This is a genomic window from Ruegeria sp. J8, assembly GCF_056531925.1.
The window spans coordinates 126,583-145,187 of sequence record NZ_JBQFMR010000005.1 but is presented as its reverse complement, the minus strand read 5'-3'; the positions used below and the strand labels follow the sequence as shown (position 1 = coordinate 145,187).

Here is an 18,605-nt window from a genome sequence, read left to right as displayed (position 1 = left end):
ACGCCCTCGGGCCGTTTCGGTCAGTTGAATAGCGGTGCAATCGGCGTCTACGATGAATCGGAACAAATTGATTAGTTTTTAAGTTCCGGTATACGGAGATGAGAGAACTCGACTACACGTATCACTATGCGGGCCGGTCATCTCTGACCGGAATGTCATCTCAGCAGAAGCTGAGTCTGGTGGCTGATCAGTCCGATCCAGATGCTTCTCAGGATTTCCTGATCGCACACGCCAAACACCCTCTGATCACGGCTAGGTCTTTGCGCGCGGTTTCCGATATCGTCGGCAGCCGCTTTTACGTCCCACCCGCGATGCTGGCCCGGATTCTGCGCGAAGCGGACCCAGTGGTCACAGTAGGGCACGAAACCGTGCGGTTTGAGGGGTTTTCAGCTTGTTGCAGCACCTATGCCCGTCTGGACATAGATGAGGCCGCGCTAGACGCCGAACAGCGTCGCACAGGGACAACCAATGTGGATTTTGGCCCCAACTTGAGGGCTATGCTGGCCCAGGTTTCGCCCGACAGCCAGTTGCAGATCTCGATTGGGCCCAAAGCCGTGGCCCTGACACATGATGAAAACCGACTCGTCGAACGAAAAGTACCGCTTCCCTTGCGCTGGTTGAAGGGATTTGCCGAGGTGCAGAGCCATATGGCTGGTATGGTACCCGCTTTTTCATTGGCCCCGACACCAGCACAGAAATTTTTGCGCAGTTTGCCGCGATCGAAATCGGATCATCTGGTTTGGGTATCGGCTCAGGGGCAACGGGTCAGAGCAACAACCCGAGCTTCGCTGGGTAGCGTGCCGTTGCGCGGTGGTCATCGGTTAAACGTGTTGGTGTCTCTGGCTCCCAAGGCGAAGACACTGCGTGTTTTTGTCAACGAAGGTCTGAAAAGTTCGGCCTGGGTTTTGGATTTTGCTGGGCAGCGTTTGTGTCTGGTCTTGAATGCAGATCCTTGGCGCGGGTTTTCAGGCGACGGGCAGTTGCTCTCTGACCTCACGACCGAGGCTGAGAAAACGGCTGCAGTAACCGCGCAATTGAACTGGCAGGACCGGCTTGATCCCAATATCCTGGCACCCCTCATCAACGCCTCACCGCACGAGGTGCACATCGCGCTGTGCCAATTGGCTGCGTTGGGTCGTGTAGGTTATGATCTTTGGTCGCAAACCTGGTTTCACCGAGAACTCCTCTTTGGCTTCGAGCGCGTCAGATCTTTGAATCCAAGGCTGAAAGCCGCCGCAAACCTGGCGGACAACGGAGCGGTCGCATTGTCCCAAAACTATGCGGATGTGAAAAGTGGCGATGTTACGCATCGGGTTCGCTTTGCCGAGGACGGGCACAGCTGCACATGCCCGTGGTTTGCTGCCAATGGCCATACGCGTGGTCCCTGCAAACACATTTTAGCCGTCGAACTGATGATGGAGCGCCAAGCGTGACTGAACAGGAGTTTCTGACCCTGATTACAACGCGCACTGCGCGCTATGTTCTAAAGGCCCTCGCAAAGATGTCGGAGGCGGATCGAAGGCCATTTGCCCGGCATGCGCTGAAGACGCAAAAAGCTTATGAAAAGGTCTGGTGGGAAGCGCAGATGAAAGGCCAAAAGCCGCTCAAAGCATTTGCCAAAGACGGCGAAGCATTGGGGATCGCCGTGATTGCCACCGCCAGACCCTCGGAATATGCCTGTGGGGATTGGCGTTTCTTGCCGCAATCCCTTCCTTTGGACGAAGTGTTTGCGCAGCTTAAGCTCAGTTGGATCGACGCCTGGGCCGAGGCTGCGGTTGAAGACAATCCCCGCCTGATCGACGCGGTACATTTGTTGAACCGAAAAGGGTTGTGCTCAATCCCTCAGACGGACGCCTATATTCTTGGCTACTACGCCATTCAGGCGGGCGTTCCCGACAACGCGCGGGATCAGTTTTTGTCTCAGGATGTCTGGCGGTTCTTCGAGGTTGAAGGCGGTGGTGATCTCAGCCTTGCTGCGCATGACAAATATTCAGGACCCCGCGCAGGATGGGCGGATGTTTTGCGAGCCCTGAGCGAAAACGGTGACCTGGACCGACAGCGCTTGTTGGATAGCTCACTAGAGGCCCTGAAGCGGGATTTTGCGCAGTTTCGCGCGGGTTGGTACTCGCGGTTTCATACAGCGCTAGAACCGAGCGATGCTGAAATCGTTGAGCGCGTGGATCAGTACCTCGGCCTCCTCAATAGTGCGGTTCCCCCGACAGTGGCGATTGCGGTCAAGGCGCTGAAGCGCGCCGACAATTGTGGTGAACTTGACGCCAAAGCCCTGCTCGACGCGATTGAACCTGCTTTGCAAAGCCGCCAGAAATCGACGGCTTTGAATGCGTTAGGTCTATTGAAATCCTGCGCCAAACGCACTCCGGATAGGGTGGCCGAAATTGCCGAAACCGCCACCTCGTCTTTGATATCAGAGGTTGGGGATGTGCAAACGCGGGCGGTGGATCTGATAGAAAGCCTCGGTCAGATGCATAATGCCGGGGTTCAGACGGCGATGGCGGACTATCTGGATGTGGTGACGCCGACGGTCCGCGCGCGGCTTGCTGACACCGCACCTTTGGCCAAAGCGGAAATCACCGATTTTCCCGTTCCTAGACCTAAGCCGTTTGAGCCTGTTTCCTCCGTAGATGAGGCGGTTGCGGCATATCTGGCCCTCCTGGAGGATTGCCATGACCCCTTCCTGATCGAGCAGGCATTTGATGGAATAGCGCGGTTCGGAGCCGAGGCTGCCCCGCTACTTGGCCCTCTAAAAAAGCGGGCAAATCAGATCAGAACGCGCGATCTCGAGGGCGGTTTTAGTCCGGGTAAGTATTTTCAGCGACCTATTTCGGTTGCGGGATTGAGCTGGGCCAACGGGTCCGATTTCGATGCCGAACTGCAACCCTATCTAGAGCCACGATATTCCGGTCACCAACCCTTGGGTATTTCGCCCCATAGTTTCGAAGGGATATTCGCGGCGCGCGCCAAAGAGCTGTTGTCTTTCGTTCAGGCGGGCCATTCGGTTCCGATGCTCTCGGCCCCTTCCGACAATAGCGGATGTGTTGACCCATTGCGTTTGATTGACAGGCTGGAACATTACCGTGGCCTGAGTGTTCGGCCGGGGGCCATGGATTTCAGACTTGCGATCCTGCGGCTGGGATCGGAAGGGCGCGAAAAGGCGTTGGCGGCTCTAAACCCGCAGACCGAAGCAGAGCGTGCGTTGGGATATGCCTTGGGCGGTGAGTTCAGGCCTGAAACAGATTGCCAACTCTGGGCTATGGCCTGGCAGGGGCGCCGACCGATTGAGGCCGACCCCAATATCCAGCGTTTGGTTGGGGGTATTATTCCCGGTCTGGGTACTCCTGCAGAGTATCGTTTCACGGCCAAAATCCGGCGTATCGACGAATATTTCTGGCCGCAGCCCAGCGTCTCTATTTTACCGAAAATGCCAGGTGATGTTGATCCGAGTTTGGGTTTTGTCCTGCCTGCGAAATTCGAACACAGCTATGGACGCGATCCTGGTGCCAGCTGGCTGCTAGGATTGAACCCGTGGGCAGTATTGATGAACCCAACGCAGCCAGAGTTGTATTTCGTTGCCGGTATTTTCGATCTGGAACTGGATCAAAAGCTGGCGCGGCACCATTGCCTGACCTATCTGGACCCGTTTTTTCGCCCCGGATTGCAGCCGGGTAAAATGGCCCATGCGATGTTGGCGTGGTATCTGGCAAGTGCGGATGAAGGTATCGGAATGACCACCAGTGACTCAATCGTAACCTTGATTGCGCAGGGCAGATTTCAATCCGAAGAATTTGCCGACGCCGCGCGCGAGTTGGTCTTTTTCGGAGCGCTCCCCCTGCGGCGTTGGACCAAACGCATGGCGCAAGTCTCTGAGCTATCCAAAATGCACGCGCATGAGATTCAAAAAGCTTTGTCAGCGATGCTGTATGACTTGCCCGACACGCTTCCGCGCGATTTGGGCGGAATTCTGGAACTGCTCCATGAGCTTTGTGTGCTGTCAGGGTCTGGTTTGACAGCACCAAAGTCTACAGCAGCTTTGGCGGCGATCAAAGCTGGCGGAAAGACCGGTAAGTTTGCAAAGAAACTGTTGAAGCTTCATAGCCTATAGGGCCTTGAGCCCGTCAGGCCGCGGCGGAATTGACGAAGATCGAATAGACAGAGGTCGAGGCCGTGATGAACAGCATGTTCCCGCGCGTGCCCCCGAATGTTAGGTTCGCAACCGTTTCGGGCACTAGGATCTTACCCAGCAAATCTCCTGCCTTCGAAAAGACATGCACCCCGTCTGCTGCCGAGCACCAGATATTGTCGTAGCGATCCACCCGCAACCCATCCGGCAATCCGTTGTCGATGGTTGCAAACTCCTGACCGCCGCTCAGACTGCCATCCGTGTCTACGTCGAACGCTCGTAGCACTGAAGGAACTTCAGGGTCGTGGCTGCTGCCTGACTCCGCAATATAGAGCCGGTTTTCGTCGACCGAAAAGGCAAGTCCGTTGGGCTGAACGAAATCGGTGACAACCGCCGAAAGTGCCTGCCCATCCGGGCTGGCGCGATAGACAAAGCTGCCCTCTTGTTCCGGGGTGGCCTGATGCCCTTCCAGATCGGACAGAATGCCATAGGTCGGGTCCGTGAACCAGATGGACCCGTCCGAGCGAACCACCACGTCGTTAGGAGAATTCAGGCGCTTGCCCATGTAACTTTCGGCAATCACCTGCCGTGTGCCGTCATGTTCCGTGCGCACAACCGAGCGGCTTCCATGGTGGCAAGTAACAAGGCGACCGTTTGGATCGCGGGTGTTGCCATTAGAATATTCGGACTGCTGACGATACACACTTGCCCCACCACCTTCGGTCCATTGGTAGATGCGGGCATGGGGTATATCTGAAAACAGCAACAGGTTATGTGCGGGAAACCAGACCGGCCCTTCTGTCCAGCGGTGCCCCGATGAGAGGCGCGCAAGGCCCATATTGCTATGGATCAGATCGCGGAACTCGGGCCGGATGATGTCGTAGGTCTGCGAAAAAATCATACGTCATATCCTTTACGGCTGGCCAATGCGACGACTCCGACGATGACAAGCCCGGTCAAAATAAGCCGGACGCCAGCCCCCAAACCGTAGGAGTTCAGCATTGAGACGATGAGAAACATAAACAAAGCGGCGCCCCAGATACCGGGCACGTTGGAATAGCCGCCACCAATGGAAGATCCGCCGATCACGACGACCGCAATGGACATCAACATGTATTCAGTCCCCATATTCAGGTTTGCACCCCCCGAAAAGCTGGCCAGAAGAAACCCCGCCAGCGCAGCACAGACAGCCGAATTGACATAGACGCCAAAGCGGACCGCGTTGACAGGAACTCCGCTGAGTCGGGCAGCGCGCAGGTTCTGGCCGATGGCCGATATCCACCGTCCCGCGATCGACCGTTCCAAAAGTACCCAAGCGCAAATCGCCAGAAGGATACCGATCACGGCGACGTTGGGAATTCCAATCGCGCCACCGGTTGCGAAATCGGCCAGCGGCTCAGGCGGTTTGATACGCAGCCCTCGGTTCGACCAGATGGCCAGTGATTGATAGAGGAAAGAGGCAGACAGGGTCGCGATGATCGGTGGAATACGCAGCAACAGGATCAAGGCGAAATTCACCAGGCCGCAGCCAATGCCGACGCCGATTGCAACCAATAGACCGGGTATGATCAGCGCGGTTTCCGAGTCCATGAACTTCAGGGCCAGCGTCGCCGACAATGTCATTGATGCGGGGATCGAAAGGTCGACATTGCCGGGACCCAAGGTGATCACCAGCATCTGCCCGATCCCGACGATGGCGGAAAAAGCAGCAAATGTCAGGGCGGCATAGAACAGCGACCCAGCACCGGAACCGGCGATCAGACTGGTTGCCGCAAAAGTCAGGGCGGCGGCCACAAAGGCCCAGATCCAGGGTTTTGAGAACAAGATCCGCACAGGATTCAAGGGCTCTTCGGTGGACGAGGTATTATCGGTCACGCCGCAGCCTCCTTCCGAACGAAGAGCAGCCGCACCGCCAGAACAAGGATCAGGATCGCCCCTTGCGCTCCGATCTGCCAGTCAGGCGACAGGCGCAAGAAGGACAGGAAACTGGCTGCAAGGGTCAAGGTCAGAGCGCCGATCACCGCTCCAAACGGAGAGATGCGTCCACCGACAAACTCGCCCCCGCCCAAAATGACACCGGCAATGGACAGCAGAGTATATCTCAGCGCAATGTTGGCATCCGCTGCCGTTGTCAGACCGACAAGGCACATTCCGGCCAGAACGCCGAACAACCCGGCCAGCCCGTATGCGGACGCGCGCAGTTTGACCAGAGACCACCCGGCGCGCTCCATCGCGCGGTCATTGCCGCCGACCCCTTGCAGGATCACGCCGACCCAGGATCGTTTGATCAGCAGGTGTACCACCAATGCGATAACTAAAGGTGCGACCACAGCAATGGGGACCAGAGGTGTCTTGTAACTCATCAACGTCTTGAGCCATTCCGGCGATGCGCCGCCGGGAGAAGGTAGGATCAAAACTGCCAGCCCGCCCCAGACAAAAGACATACCCAAAGTTACGACGATGGCAGGCAACCCCCTGAACTGGATCAGAGCGCCCAAACCGGCATAAGCCAGAATGGCCGCCGCCAGGATGGCATAGCCGATCAGTGGTGTGTCGTGAACGAACGTAGCAGTCACGCAGGCGCAGAAGCTGACAAATGTACCAATCGACAGGTCGATATCGTTGACCATGATGATCATCATCTGGGCGATGGTCGCTAAGGCGACCGGAATCGCCAAATTGAACAGCAGGTTCAGACCGAAATAACTCATGGCGCGCGGTTGCAGGTAGAAGACAGCCCCCAAAAGCACGGCCAGCGACAAAACGGGCAGGGCGAGACGCAGACGATCCCCGGTCATTCTGCGGCCTCCTGCATTTCGAATGAGGCGGCAAGAATGTTCTCTTCGGTGATCTCATCCCCGCTGAGTTCCGCTGCAATATGCCCGGTGCGGAAGACAAACACCCGGTCGCACTCCAGAATCTCGTCCGTCTCGGTGGAATACCACAAGAAACTGCGCCCCTTGGCGGCTTCGTCGCGGATCATTTGATAGACTTCCTTCTTGGTGCCCACATCGACACCGCGCATGGGGTCGTCCATCACTACAATCGGCGCGCACGAGGCCAAGGCCCGTGCGAACAGAACTTTTTGCTGGTTCCCCCCAGAGAGAGAAAGGATGGGGTTCGATACGTTGTCGGTGCGAATTCCAATCCTCTGTTTCCAGTTCTGAACCAGATCGGATTCCTTTCCGCGATCCACCAAAATGCGGTTGCTGAATTCGGACAGGGTGGTCAAAGACAGGTTTCTGAGGATCGACCAAAGCGGCATAACCCCATCTCGCGTACGGTCACCCGCGACGAAGACCACTTCGGGATTACCCGAGGATTTCCAGACCGAAGAATGGTCGAAAAAGATTTGCGCCAGCGCTTCGGCCTGCCCATGACCGGCCAGACCGGCCAAGCCAACGATCTCACCTTGACGGGCGTTCAGGCCATTCTCGGCGCGCACAACCTCGGCACCCAGCGTTTTGGTGGCGCGGGTTTCGCTGGTATCGGTGTCGTCTGGTGCCACGTGGCCCATAGCGTCCACAATGCTTTCGCGGGTGAAATTTCGGGCCGGTTGGTCATCCACGATCTGACCATCCTTCATGATCACGATCCGGGTCGACACATCGAAAATCTCACCCATCATGTGCGAGATGAACAGAACCGCGCCACCCTCGGTGCAAAAACGTTTGATATGATCCAGCAACTGCTGCGCGATGGCCGCATCAAGTGATGAGGTCGGCTCATCCAAAATAACAAGGCTGGGTTCGCTGTCGCGGTCTGCGAAGGCAATGGCAATTTCGACCATCTGGCGTTCGGCAATGGTCAGGTTGCCGACAGTGGCACTTGGTTTGATGCCGTGGCCGGGAAAAACCAGATCCAGCGCGTCCTGCATTTTCTGCCGCGCCACGCGTCGCCAATTCTTGCGTGGCATGGTGCGAAATGGAATGCGTAGGTTTTCCAGCACGGTCAGGTTCGGGCAAAGCGACAATTCCTGAAACACGCTGCGCACGCCGGATGCCTGCGCTTTTTGTCCATTGGTCAACGTGGCATCCCCGGCGCGGTAGGTCACAGCGCCCTGAGTGGGGGACAGCCGCCCGTTGATTACATTGGCCAGTGTCGACTTGCCCGCGCCATTGTGGCCGACCAATCCGATACACTCGCCCGCGGCAATTTCCAGCGTCGCTGCGCGCAACGCGTGAACGGGCCCAAAAGACATATGGGCCGCGTCCAGAGAGACAACCGGCGCAGAAACTGCGCCGGGTATCGTGTGTAAATCGCTCATTGACTACTGAGCCGACGAAATCACGTTTTTGGCCTGTTCCAACGTATATTCAACGTTGGCAACCGACCCTTTGGGCGTGGTTTTCAGCGACTCTTCCAATTCGTCCTGGGTGATGGTCAGGAAAGGCACGGTCAGGTCCTTGGGCACGTCGTTTCCGTCCAGAATCTGCTGCGCGACCCAGAAAGCAAGCGTGCTGACGCCCGGAGCAATCGACAGCGACGTGGTTTCATACCCGTTGGCGGCTTTTTCGTCGGCCCACCACTGCAATTCGTCCTGACGGTTGCCCATGACGATGGTTGGCATCGAGCGGTCGGTGGCTCCAATGGCCTGTGCGGCGCCATAGCCGTCACCACCTTGGGTCACGACACCGACGATTTCCGGCAGGCTTGGCAGAATGCCCGCAACGGCCTTTTGCGCAACGTCCTGCGCCCAGTCGCCATGAACCGAACCTACGATCTCAAAGTTGGAGTCCTTTACCTCGTCATGAATACCCGCGCTGATTTCATCATCGACGAAGACACCGGCCAGTCCACGGATTTCCAAAAGGTTGCCACCATCGGGATAGCGCTGTGCCAGGTATTTCACTTGTTCGCGGCCCATCTGTTGGAAGTCGACGGCGATGCGCCATGCGCAGGGCTCCTGCACGATCCCGTCAAATGAGACAACGGTGATGCCCGCGTCGCAAGCGGCTTTGACCGCGCCGTTGATTGCCGTGGGCGAGGCCGCGTTGATGACGATGGCGTCATAGCCCTGCAGGATCATGTTCTGAATCTGGGCAGCCTGTTCGGTCGCCTGATTTTCAGAGGTGGTGAAGGCGTCCGCTGCGGCAACCAAGCCTTCGGCCACGGCTGCATCCCCATTTTTCTGCCAGCTTTCCAGCATGGCCTGACGCCATGAGTTTCCGGCATAGTTGTTGGACAGCGCGATGCGTTTGTCGGATGTGTCTGCGGTGGCACCGGTGGCCGCCAATACGGTAATGCCGGCGACAGCGCCGAGCATGATTGCCTTGAGTGTCATAGTTTCCTCCCTGGGCGGCCCCTCCGCCGCACGTTCATCGGGCCCGCTCAATCCGGCAGGCAGCGAGAGGATTCCGCGCAATGGGCAAAAGTGTAAGAGTAGGATGCGCGCAAAGATTGCGGGTTCCCGCAAAACTATTACGGTGATCCGCATGACAGGGTGGGGTCGGACTTCTATACTGTGTTGTGCCGGTCGCCGCGGACCGGTTTTTCGAAAGTGCGTCCATGGCCGATCTTGCCTATTACCTGCGGATTTCCAATCACCTGGCAGGCAACCTCGACATCAAGTCCGCTTTGCGCTCGGTCAAGTCCGAGATCGACCGCATTTTGCAGGTTGATCACCTTGACGTGTGCCTGGTTGACGACAAAGGAAACTGGAACACCAGCTACGAGGTCGGTCTGCGCACCAGTTGGAGCCGCACGCGCGCGCCTGTCGAGGTTTCTCCGGTGCGCGATATCCTGCGGGGGGAATGCGACAGCATGTTGACCGGCAACGCGCTGGAAGACCCGCGATATGTGTTCGAAGGGGCCGATTGCGAGCCGATCATCAAACATCAGATGCGCAGTCGCGTTAACGTGGCGATGAAAGTGCTGGGTCGCACGATCGGTGCCTTGAACTGCTCGTCGCAGAAGCTGGATTTCTATGACGATCAGGCGGTCGAACAGGTTCGCAACATTGCCGATATTCTTGCCCCCTATTTCTATGCGTTACGGGCCAATGAACAATCGCGGCGCGAAGCGATCATGCGCGCGGAATTGCAGGCGCGCGAAGAAGGGTTACGTCTGGGCGCACTAAGCCTGACCGACGCGCTTGAGCTTGAGCGGCAGAGGATCGGCATGGATCTGCACGACCAGACGCTGGCCGATATGACCCGGATCAGCCGAGAGCTTGAGCGCTGCAAAACTCAGAAAGATGTCGAAGCTGTGCGCGGGTCGATGCAAACCTGCATCCAGGGATTGCGCGAGATTATCGACACCTCTATCCCGTCCCTTTTGGAACTTTTTGGATTTCAACACGCCGTGCGCACGCATCTTGAGCGCGCGGTCGGAACGGATCAGGAGATCGACATTGACGTGCGCGACCTGTCCGACGGGCTGATCGATGATCTGCCACAGACCAAACGGATTGCGCTCTTTCGTATCGCGCAGGAGGCAATCAATAATGCAGTACGCCACGCTCAGGCCTCGTCCATTTTGGTTGAGATCGAATGCCGGGATGGGCTGCATCTATCAGTGCGTGACGATGGGGCCAGCTCAGCAGCGATCGAAACTGGGAAAGTCTCGGGCGGTTTGACCCATATGCGAACGCGTGCCCGGTTGATCGCGGCACAATTTGACATCCGCTACGCCGAAGGGACTGAGATTAGTGTCAGGCTGCCGGTGTCGGAGTGCCGCGGCAGAGAGGAAGTGGCATGAAGGTTCTTCTGGTCGAAGATGATGCCATGCACGCCAACTACCTCAAAGAGTTGGTACTGGAGGCTTTGCCCGAAGCGTCGGAAATCAGCCTAGCCTCTAACGGGCGCGAGGGTGAGGTCAAGGCCCGAGAAGATGGTGTCGACGCCATCGTCATGGACCTGCGCATGAAAGAGCGCAACGGGATCGAGGCGGCCCGCACCATTTGGTCCGAGCGACCGGAAACGCGCATCTTGTTCTGGTCGAACTATTCAGACGAAGCGTATCTGCGCGGCATCGCCCGGATCGTCCCGAAAGAGGCCGCGTATGGCTATGTTCTGAAAACCGCCAGTCCATCGCGCATGCATTTGGCGTTAAGGGCAGTCCTGCTGGAAGCCCAGATCATGGTCGACCGTGAGATTCACCAAATTCAGCGGGATCAAAGCCGGTCGGGCGAGGCGCTGACCGAGGTCGAACTGGCGATCCTGACCGATCTTGCGCTAGGTCTTCCAGACAAGGCCATTGCCGTGCGCAGAAAACTGGCGCTGCGCACTATCCAGAACCGTTTGCTGTCGATCTACGAAAAACTGGACGTCAACGACTTGCTGATCGAAGCCGGAGATATTGCGATCAACAAACGCGTGCGCGCCGTGTCCAAGGCGATGACCTCGCAGATTTTGAACAACGAAGCCATCGTCGCTGCTGAAAAGGACCTGAGCGCGTGGCTGGCGCGCTCGGCCTTGTCGCTCTGAAATCTGCGCTCAGGTTGGCACGATATTGTGGTTGATCCGAAACAGGTTCTGCGGGTCGTATTGTCCTTTGATCTGACCCAGTTTTGCGCCATTGGAACCATAGGCTCCAGCCATGTGATTGGCCTCATCTTCGGGCATGAAGTTCACATAGGCGCTGCCTGTGGCGTGAGGTGCCATCTGATCGTACAACGCCCGCGCCCAACTGATGCAGGTAGCGTCTTTTGAGGGATCTTCCCATCGGGTGTGAACGTTCATGATGAAATGAGCGCTGCGCTCGGGATAGGCCGTTGCATCCGCGGGTACCCGCGCCATGGCACCGCCTACATGTGCGATGAACACTTCGCAAGCCGGATCAGGTAGCGTGGCGATTGCGGCAAGCAGGTCGGATGTCGCGTGGGATGTCAGCGTGCTGAAATCGTGGCTTTTCCAGTAATTGCGCGCGCCGGGCGTCAGAAGCCCATCAAAGGCCGCTTGCCAGTCCACGAATGCATGGGGCGAGATGACATCTGCAATCGGATCACCAAGACCGCGCAAGCCGGCCATAGCTTTTTCGCCGTCGGCCATTGGTCCGGCATAACACGCGGCAAAGATTAAGACCTCGCGCCCATGCCATTCCTCGGGCAAGAAGGGCAGAGGCGGGGCCTTGCGCATCACGGTCCAGACCGTCAGTTCATCTGGCGCGGAATCCGCGATTGTCACGTATTCCGGCAGTAGGTCGGGGGCCGCTTCGATCGGGTGAACGACCAAACCTGACAAGACATCGGGGCCCAGCGGATGCAGTTGGAATTCGAACGATGTGACGACGCCAAAGTTGCCACCTCCGCCCCGCAGGGCCCAAAACAGGTCAGGGTGACTTTTGGCAGATGCGGTGACGATTTCGCCGTCGGCGGTTACAACCTGGGCAGAGATCAGGTTGTCGATGGTCATCCCGAATTTCCGGGTGATCCAGCCAAAGCCGCCACCCAGTGTCAAACCAGCCGTTCCGGTGGTCGAGTTGATGCCCAATGGGACCACCAGCGCATGGGCTTGTGTCTCGCGGTCGACATCGCCCAATACGGCGCCGGGTTCTACGCGCGCAGTTCGGTTGACCGGGTCCACATGTACCGAACGCATCTGCGACAGGTCCAACATAACCGCATCGTCGGCGACAGCATGGCCCGCGATCTGGTGACCACCCGACCGAATGGACATGGTCAACCCGGCCTCGCGCACGAAATTCACCGCTTTTTGCACATCACTGGACCCAAGCGCGCGGATCACGAAACTTGGGTGCCGCTCCACGATGCTATTCCAGGTTGTGCGGGCCTGATCATACTCGGGACTGCCGGGCAAATGGACGCCGCCGCGCAGCGTTGCGTCCAAAGTGTCCAAGGCAGCGCGCTCGATCCGAGCGGCGCTGCCGTCCAATGTCTTGACGTCAAACATCTTAAATTCCTTCCTGGTTCAAGGAAGGTTTCTTGCCCCTGTGCCCCGCCTGTTGTCCGGCGGGTACGCGCCTTTCGTCGTTTGCGAAAACTCAGGCAAAAACGCCGGGGTCGATGCGATCTACCGGAGTAATCACATCTGCCGGAATATTCAGCCGTTTGGCGGCCTGTCTCAGGCTTTCTTCGTCAGGGGCCTCGTAAAGGCAATAAGTCTTGCGCTTGTCCGCGCTGAGGAAAGAAAAGATCCATTCGATCCCTTCTTCGTCATTTATTTCTTTAATATGTGCTTTGTCGCCTTCGGTCAGGTTTACCTGTTCGGCGAATTGGCGTTCAATAATATACCTTGGCATATTTCCCCCCCAGGAAATGAAAACAGGGTTCAGCTTGCAGTTCCTTCAAGCCTTTCCCTAAGGGAAACCATACTCAATTTCTGAGCTGTTGCCAACGCCTCGGCCTCGAGATGGATGGCCTGTTCAAGGTTGTCCTTGCCGCCAAGCCTGCGCAGAGCCGCCGCATAGGCGGCTTTGCTGTGTGCCACCCAGGGCGGGCAATCCATGTCCGTGTCAATCTGGATTGCCTTGGTAAACATCCGTTCTGCAGTTGGCCAATCTTCAAGCAATGCAGCCAGATTTCCCAACCGCCGCGCACCCGCGCCAGTACATACTGTCGTTGCCCCAGCGGTAATGGTGAGGTCTTCGTAAGGGGCCAACATCTCGAACAGCGTTTGCGCGTGCGTGGTATGACCGACTGCGACGCAAATATCGGACAGATAGGACAATGTGGTCGAATACATGGCGTCTGACGGCAGATAAAATCCGCTCTCGGCGACCTCGTTCAGGATGCGTTCAGCGGGGTCATGAAACCCCAGTTCAGCTGCGATGACGCCAAAACCGGGCTTCCAGGTCATGTCGTCAGCGTTTTCATCCATCAGTTTTTTTATGACCGGAGCCACTTCGTGCAAACGGCTTTGTTCTCGGCGCAGGGTGAACATCTGAACGCCAAACACGCCCTCGATATGTTTCCCGTGGGTTTTGCGGCCGATTTTCACCGCCTCGGTAGCTAGCTTTTCGGCCTTGCCAAAGTCGCCCTCCATGATCGCTATCATTGCCCGGGCATGGGTCTGAACCCAATAGAGCTGCAAGTGATTGTCTTTCTGGGACACCTCGGTCAGCAGTTTCAATGACCGGTCCAGCAGAGCCCGGTCAGCCATTTCGGCCCCAACAAACAGGCTGAGTGTGCGGTCCCGACCCTGATCAATCGAGCCAAGATGCTGCGCTACTTCGTGCATCTTGTCCAGATGTTCCCGCCATTTGTGCCTTTCGTCGGCGGGTCTTGCGATAAATGGCGCGCCGTATTGCATCATCATGACCGAGAACTGGGATTTGTTGTCTCCCAGCTTGGCGGCAAGCTCCATCGATTCCTGGGCGTATCGGGCACCCTCTGAGGCTTGACCAAGGAACAGACAGGCGCGGGCAAGCTGACTTTTTAGCTGGCACTGGCGTCTTTCGTCTTGCGCGGGCAGGTTTTTCAAAGCGGCCTCGCACAGGGAAATCACTTCGCCATGTCGTTGCCCAGCCATCATGCAGGAATCCGAAAAATGCAGGGCTACATCGGCGGCCAATTCGACATCCCCAAGGGCATTTGCCGCGTCCGAGGCGCTTTTGAGTTCCGCAATGCCTTCGGGTAGCTGTCCCAAACTATCAAAGCTGCGCCCGACAAGAACAGTTGCCCGGATTGTTTCGGACTGATTGTCGCCCTCAAGGTTCCGTGCTGCATTCAGCGCCTCGTGCGCGTTAGTCATTGCCTCGTGACTGGCGGAACGAGCCAGCGCCATTTCGGTTGCCGCCTGCCATTTTTTGAACGCCGCACTCCAGTCTTCGGCCTCGGTCAGGTGTCGGGCGACAAGTTCAGGTCGACGTTCAATCTCGGCGGACCGCAACGCTGCCAACGCCTTGGCAACATGGGCATGCTGCGCCCGCCGAGTTGTGCTGAGCATGGATTGATAGGCAGTGTCGCGGATCAGTGCGTGACGGAAAACGAAGTGACCTCTGGAGTTGCCGCTTTCGAAAACCAGTCCGGTTTTGCACAGTTCGTCCAGGCCCTTTGCGGTGTCGACCGTGGCATCCGTCAGTGCTGCACGTAGCAGGCCAGGTTCAAACTCGCGCCCGATCACCGAGCCTGTCAGTGCCACCTGTTTCGCGTCTGATGAAACCGCATCCAACCGCGCCATCAACGCGCCTTTTAGTGACGAAGGAACAGCCACTGCACCCTGCCCACCTGTGGTTAGATAGGCGCGGGTCAGTTCTTCGACGAATAGTGGGACGCCGTCCGTCTTTTCTATGATCAGCTGAACCAGATCGGTGTCAGGGGTTTTACCCGAGACATTGCGGATCAAGTTCGCCACATGGTCTGGATCAAAGCGGCGCAGGTGTAGGGTTTGAGTGTGTGCTTCCCCTTCGTCCCGCGCAAGATCCCAGCCGGGGCGGTGGGTGATCAACATCATCAATGGCAGGTCCGAACAGATGGACTTGAACCTTTCCAGCAAGGCGTTTGTCGAGGGGTCGATCCAATGCGCGTCCTCAACACACAAAACAACCGGTCGCACGGTTGAGCGGGCCTTGACCGTGTCGATCAACGTCTGGATGGTCAAATCCCGCTGTTCCTGTGGTGACAGGTCAAGAATCTTTTCGGCCACATCACTGTGCGGGGCGACCAGCGCCGCAAAAACCGGCAGGACGTGATCCAGTTCGATCCCCTCGCGTTTCTCAAGCATGGCGCGGACCAGCTCTACCACCCGATCGTCATCCAGATCCGGTCCGACACCTGCATCCTGCGAGATGCGCTCGGTCACCGGGTGAAAGGGGCTGCTGGTCAGATAGGGCGAGCAATTCAGTCGTATGACGTCTGCCGTCGCAGCGATGTCGTCGCCGCTCAGAAACTCTTCCGTCAGGCGGGATTTGCCGATCCCGGCTTCGCCAGACAGCAAAACGACCTCACCATGCCCGGCAGAGGCCCGTTGCCAAGTTTGATGCAGGATACCTTTTTCGAAGTCCCGCCCGATCATTTCCGTGCTTTCACTTTCACGATGCAACGCCTGAAAACGGCTGTCGGCGCTGCGCTCGGCCGTGACCTGCAGCAAGGTACGCGGGGTTTCAAAGCCCTTTAGCGAAACAGGGCCAAGTGAGGAAATCGAAAAGACCCGTCGCAGGCTGGCATCAGAATCCTCGCTTGTAGTCACGACCGAGTTTGGCTGCGCGTTTTCCTGCAACCGCGCCGCCAGGTTCAGAACCGGACCGGTCATTGCGCCCTCTTCGAAGGTATTTTCACCAACGGCGTCGCCTACGACCACGTCACCGCTTGCGATACCGATCCGAACGGACAAAGGCTCGCCGTCAGGGGTTTTCAGGATTTTCACGTGCGCAACTGAATCCAATCCCGCTTTCACCGCACGGATGGCGTGGTCTTCATAGGCCTGTGGCCAACCAAAAAAGACCAGCAACCCATCACCCAGATACTTGGCGACATAGCCACCAAAACGCGTCACTGCCCCAGCGACACTGTCTTGATAACTTTGCAACAAGGCGCGCATATCTTCGGGATCGAACTTGTTTGTCAATTCGGTCGATCCGACAAGATCGGCAAAAAACACGGTCAGATGGCGTCGCTCGGCAGCAGGTGCTCGGGTTTCGGTTTCACCGGGATTGTTTCCATCTGGTGGGGCGTTCGTGATGGGCAATCCGGGGTTGCCATCCAACTTTGCTATGGCGGCAAGGACGATCTTCCTGTGGCCAAGGGACAAGCCAAGTTCTTTGAGGTCCTCATTGGAGAGCAGCGGTAAGGCACGTGCATCGACGTCATTTTGCAGGAACGTGTCAGCATATTGCTCCATTCCAAGGTCTTTCAACCATAACGTGACTTCAAAACTCATTTCGTGATCATGCGGGCTATTGGCCCACGGATCAAGCCGAGCGACGTTTCGGTCTGGCGGCCCTGCCATGTGCCCGAACGAACCGATCGAAAAGACTCGGGTATTTGAAACCCTTCTTTTGACTTTGGCGTTCAAAACACTGGACGAAGCCGGTTCCTTGATCAATGATAGCGCTGACATTCACTTTGGCCGGGACTTCGGTAAGAATGAACTTAAGTGTTTGGGAGTATTTCGCCGAGAAAACGCAATAAACGTTTCGGGTGAATGTGCGGTTGGAGGATGGCCGCAAGACGGAAGAAAGGGACCCCGAAAAGGGGCCGTGCAAAAAAGATCGCATATTGGGAGGAAAGAAAATGCGTAACTTACTGAAAACAAAATCTCTGATTGTGGCAGGGCTGTTGTGCACCACCAGCCTGGCGCAGGCGGAAGAGGTTGAGGTTCTGCACTGGTGGACGTCCGGTGGTGAAGCCGCCGCACTGAATGTTCTGAAAGACGACCTGTCCGGGCAGGGTATCGGCTGGACCGACATGCCTGTCGCCGGTGGCGGTGGTGAGCAGGCGATGACCGTTTTGCGTGCCCGTGTCACAGCCGGGAATGCCCCGACTGCCGTTCAGGCACTGGGTTTCGACATTCTGGACTGGGCCGATCAGGGCGCATTGGCGGACCTGAACGAAGTTGCAGCCAAAGAAGGTTGGGACGATGTGGTGCCAGACGCATTGAAGGCTTTTGCCAAGCATGACGGCAAGTGGGTTTCGGCTCCGGTCAATGTGCATTCGACCAACTGGGTGTGGGCAAACAAGGCGGTCCTGGATGTAAACGGTATCGCCCAGCCCACCAACTGGGACGAGTTCGTCGCGGCTGTCGAAGCGCTGAAAGCCGCCGGGATCACCCCGATCGCCCATGGCGGTCAGGCCTGGCAAGACGCAACCGTGTTTGACGCAATCGCGATGTCAACCTTGGGGGCGGACGGTTACAAGGCGGCGTTCATTGATTTGGACGAAGAAACGCTGGGCAGTGATGCTATGAAAGAAGCGTTCGATCGCATGTCCTTCATCGCCGCCAATGTGGACGAGAACTTCTCGGGCCGCGACTGGAACCTTGCCACCGCGATGGTGATCAATGGCGAGGCCGGTTTCCAGATGATGGGTGACTGGGCCAAGGGTGAATTCCTGAACGCGGGCAAAGTTCCGGGTCAGGACTTCCTGTGCTTCCGCTTCCCCGGCACGCAGGACCAGGTCACCTTCAACGCCGACCAGTTCATGATGTTCGACCAAGGCGGTTCGGTTTCAGCCGAGCAGGCCGCGTTGGCCAGCGCCATTCTGTCGCCAAGCTTCCAGATTGCATTCAACAAGGTGAAGGGTTCCGTTCCGGCCCGGACCGACGTGGATGGCAGCGACCTAGACGCTTGTGGTCAGCAAGGCATGAAGGATCTGGCCGCCGCTGCATCGTCGGGCAACTTGTTCGGTTCTATGGCGCACGGCCACGCGGCGCCGGCTTCGGTGAAAAACGCGGTCTATGACGTCGTGACGGCGCATTTCAACGGCGAGTATGACAGTGAAACAGCTGTGACCGAACTGGTCGACGCGGTTTCCATCGCCAAGTAATCCCGACTTGAACCTTCTGACGGGGCGGCTGCCTGGCCGCCCTGTCTTGAAAGGGGCAGGATAAGCCCCAAAACACCAACTCTG

Annotated in this window: 13 protein-coding genes; 5 read left to right on the top strand and 8 right to left on the bottom strand. The window is 57.4% G+C overall.

Annotation, left to right across the window (positions count from 1 at the left end):
* The first annotated feature begins 98 nt into the window (after positions 1 to 98).
* Together ACR0L1_RS12470 and ACR0L1_RS12465 are read left to right on the top strand one after the other, a co-directional pair.
* A complete protein-coding gene (locus tag ACR0L1_RS12470; protein WP_480859125.1) occupies positions 99 to 1,433 on the top strand; it encodes an SWIM zinc finger family protein in 1,335 nt (444 codons plus the stop codon).
* Positions 1,430 to 4,120 carry a DUF6493 family protein gene (locus ACR0L1_RS12465; protein WP_480859124.1) on the top strand — a complete coding sequence of 897 codons (2,691 nt, stop codon included), beginning with the start codon at positions 1,430 to 1,432 and terminating at the stop codon, positions 4,118 to 4,120. The genes ACR0L1_RS12470 and ACR0L1_RS12465 overlap by 4 nt, the downstream gene beginning before the upstream one ends.
* Positions 4,121 to 4,133: 13 nt before the next feature.
* Here ACR0L1_RS12465 and ACR0L1_RS12460 read toward each other — a convergent pair whose 3' ends face one another.
* Genes ACR0L1_RS12460 through ACR0L1_RS12440 form a run of 5 tightly spaced genes read right to left on the bottom strand, consistent with a single transcriptional unit; the run spans position 4,134 to position 9,422 of the window.
* On the bottom strand, positions 4,134 to 5,039 hold the full coding sequence (locus tag ACR0L1_RS12460) for an SMP-30/gluconolactonase/LRE family protein (RefSeq protein WP_170789952.1): 906 nt from the start codon (positions 5,037 to 5,039) through the stop codon (positions 4,134 to 4,136).
* Entirely contained in the window at positions 5,036 to 6,013 is a 978-nt protein-coding gene (locus ACR0L1_RS12455) for an ABC transporter permease (protein ID WP_480859122.1), read from the bottom strand. Before ACR0L1_RS12455 ends, ACR0L1_RS12460 begins: the two co-directional genes overlap by 4 nt.
* A complete protein-coding gene (locus ACR0L1_RS12450; protein ID WP_170785822.1) occupies positions 6,010 to 6,936 on the bottom strand; it encodes an ABC transporter permease in 927 nt (308 codons plus the stop codon). The genes ACR0L1_RS12455 and ACR0L1_RS12450 overlap by 4 nt, the downstream gene beginning before the upstream one ends.
* Entirely contained in the window at positions 6,933 to 8,405 is a 1,473-nt protein-coding gene (locus ACR0L1_RS12445; RefSeq protein WP_480859120.1) for a sugar ABC transporter ATP-binding protein, read from the bottom strand. Before ACR0L1_RS12445 ends, ACR0L1_RS12450 begins: the two co-directional genes overlap by 4 nt.
* A gap of 3 nt (positions 8,406 to 8,408) precedes the next feature.
* Entirely contained in the window at positions 8,409 to 9,422 is a 1,014-nt protein-coding gene (locus ACR0L1_RS12440; RefSeq protein ID WP_480859118.1) for a substrate-binding domain-containing protein, read from the bottom strand.
* Between the two features lie 224 nt (positions 9,423 to 9,646).
* On the opposite strand from ACR0L1_RS12440, the gene ACR0L1_RS12435 reads away from it, so the two are divergent.
* Both ACR0L1_RS12435 and ACR0L1_RS12430 read left to right on the top strand, forming a co-directional pair.
* Positions 9,647 to 10,837, top strand: a complete 1,191-nt coding sequence (locus tag ACR0L1_RS12435; protein WP_480859115.1) for a GAF domain-containing sensor histidine kinase — start codon at positions 9,647 to 9,649, stop codon at positions 10,835 to 10,837.
* Positions 10,834 to 11,565, top strand: coding sequence for a response regulator transcription factor (locus ACR0L1_RS12430; protein WP_170789956.1), 732 nt, complete (start codon positions 10,834 to 10,836; stop codon positions 11,563 to 11,565). Before ACR0L1_RS12435 ends, ACR0L1_RS12430 begins: the two co-directional genes overlap by 4 nt.
* 9 nt (positions 11,566 to 11,574) lie before the next feature.
* On the opposite strand, the gene ACR0L1_RS12425 is transcribed toward ACR0L1_RS12430, so the two are convergent.
* The 3 genes from ACR0L1_RS12425 to ACR0L1_RS12415 all read right to left on the bottom strand — a co-directional run bounded on the left by ACR0L1_RS12425 (position 11,575) and on the right by ACR0L1_RS12415 (position 16,917).
* A complete protein-coding gene (locus ACR0L1_RS12425) occupies positions 11,575 to 12,990 on the bottom strand; it encodes an FAD-binding oxidoreductase (RefSeq protein ID WP_480503738.1) in 1,416 nt (471 codons plus the stop codon).
* Positions 12,991 to 13,081: 91 nt separating this feature from the next.
* Positions 13,082 to 13,339 carry a DUF4242 domain-containing protein gene (locus tag ACR0L1_RS12420; RefSeq protein WP_170773377.1) on the bottom strand — a complete coding sequence of 86 codons (258 nt, stop codon included), beginning with the start codon at positions 13,337 to 13,339 and terminating at the stop codon, positions 13,082 to 13,084.
* A 29-nt stretch (positions 13,340 to 13,368) separates the two neighbouring features.
* The gene (locus ACR0L1_RS12415; RefSeq protein ID WP_480503739.1) at positions 13,369 to 16,917 is read right to left on the bottom strand and encodes an adenylate/guanylate cyclase domain-containing protein; all 3,549 of its coding nucleotides are present in this window, start codon (positions 16,915 to 16,917) and stop codon (positions 13,369 to 13,371) included.
* Between the two features lie 353 nt (positions 16,918 to 17,270).
* Here ACR0L1_RS12415 and ACR0L1_RS12410 point away from each other — a divergent pair, with 353 nt between their 5' ends.
* A complete protein-coding gene (locus ACR0L1_RS12410; RefSeq protein WP_480859112.1) occupies positions 17,271 to 18,521 on the top strand; it encodes an ABC transporter substrate-binding protein in 1,251 nt (416 codons plus the stop codon).
* Positions 18,522 to 18,605 lie beyond the last annotated feature (84 nt).

Excerpts from the sequence above, each read along its gene's own strand:
- ACR0L1_RS12430 (WP_170789956.1), top strand. The coding sequence starts at position 10,834 with ATGAAGGTTCTTCTGGTCGAAGATGATGCCATGCACGCCAACTACCTC.
- ACR0L1_RS12420 (WP_170773377.1), bottom strand. The coding sequence starts at position 13,339 with ATGCCAAGGTATATTATTGAACGCCAATTCGCCGAACAGGTAAACCTG.
- ACR0L1_RS12460 (WP_170789952.1), bottom strand. The coding sequence starts at position 5,039 with ATGATTTTTTCGCAGACCTACGACATCATCCGGCCCGAGTTCCGCGAT.
- ACR0L1_RS12410 (WP_480859112.1), top strand. The coding sequence starts at position 17,271 with ATGCGTAACTTACTGAAAACAAAATCTCTGATTGTGGCAGGGCTGTTG.
- ACR0L1_RS12415 (WP_480503739.1), bottom strand. The coding sequence starts at position 16,917 with ATGAGTTTTGAAGTCACGTTATGGTTGAAAGACCTTGGAATGGAGCAA.
- ACR0L1_RS12440 (WP_480859118.1), bottom strand. The coding sequence starts at position 9,422 with ATGACACTCAAGGCAATCATGCTCGGCGCTGTCGCCGGCATTACCGTA.
- ACR0L1_RS12470 (WP_480859125.1), top strand. The coding sequence starts at position 99 with ATGAGAGAACTCGACTACACGTATCACTATGCGGGCCGGTCATCTCTG.
- ACR0L1_RS12425 (WP_480503738.1), bottom strand. The coding sequence starts at position 12,990 with ATGTTTGACGTCAAGACATTGGACGGCAGCGCCGCTCGGATCGAGCGC.
- ACR0L1_RS12445 (WP_480859120.1), bottom strand. The coding sequence starts at position 8,405 with ATGAGCGATTTACACACGATACCCGGCGCAGTTTCTGCGCCGGTTGTC.
- ACR0L1_RS12435 (WP_480859115.1), top strand. The coding sequence starts at position 9,647 with ATGGCCGATCTTGCCTATTACCTGCGGATTTCCAATCACCTGGCAGGC.
- ACR0L1_RS12450 (WP_170785822.1), bottom strand. The coding sequence starts at position 6,936 with ATGACCGGGGATCGTCTGCGTCTCGCCCTGCCCGTTTTGTCGCTGGCC.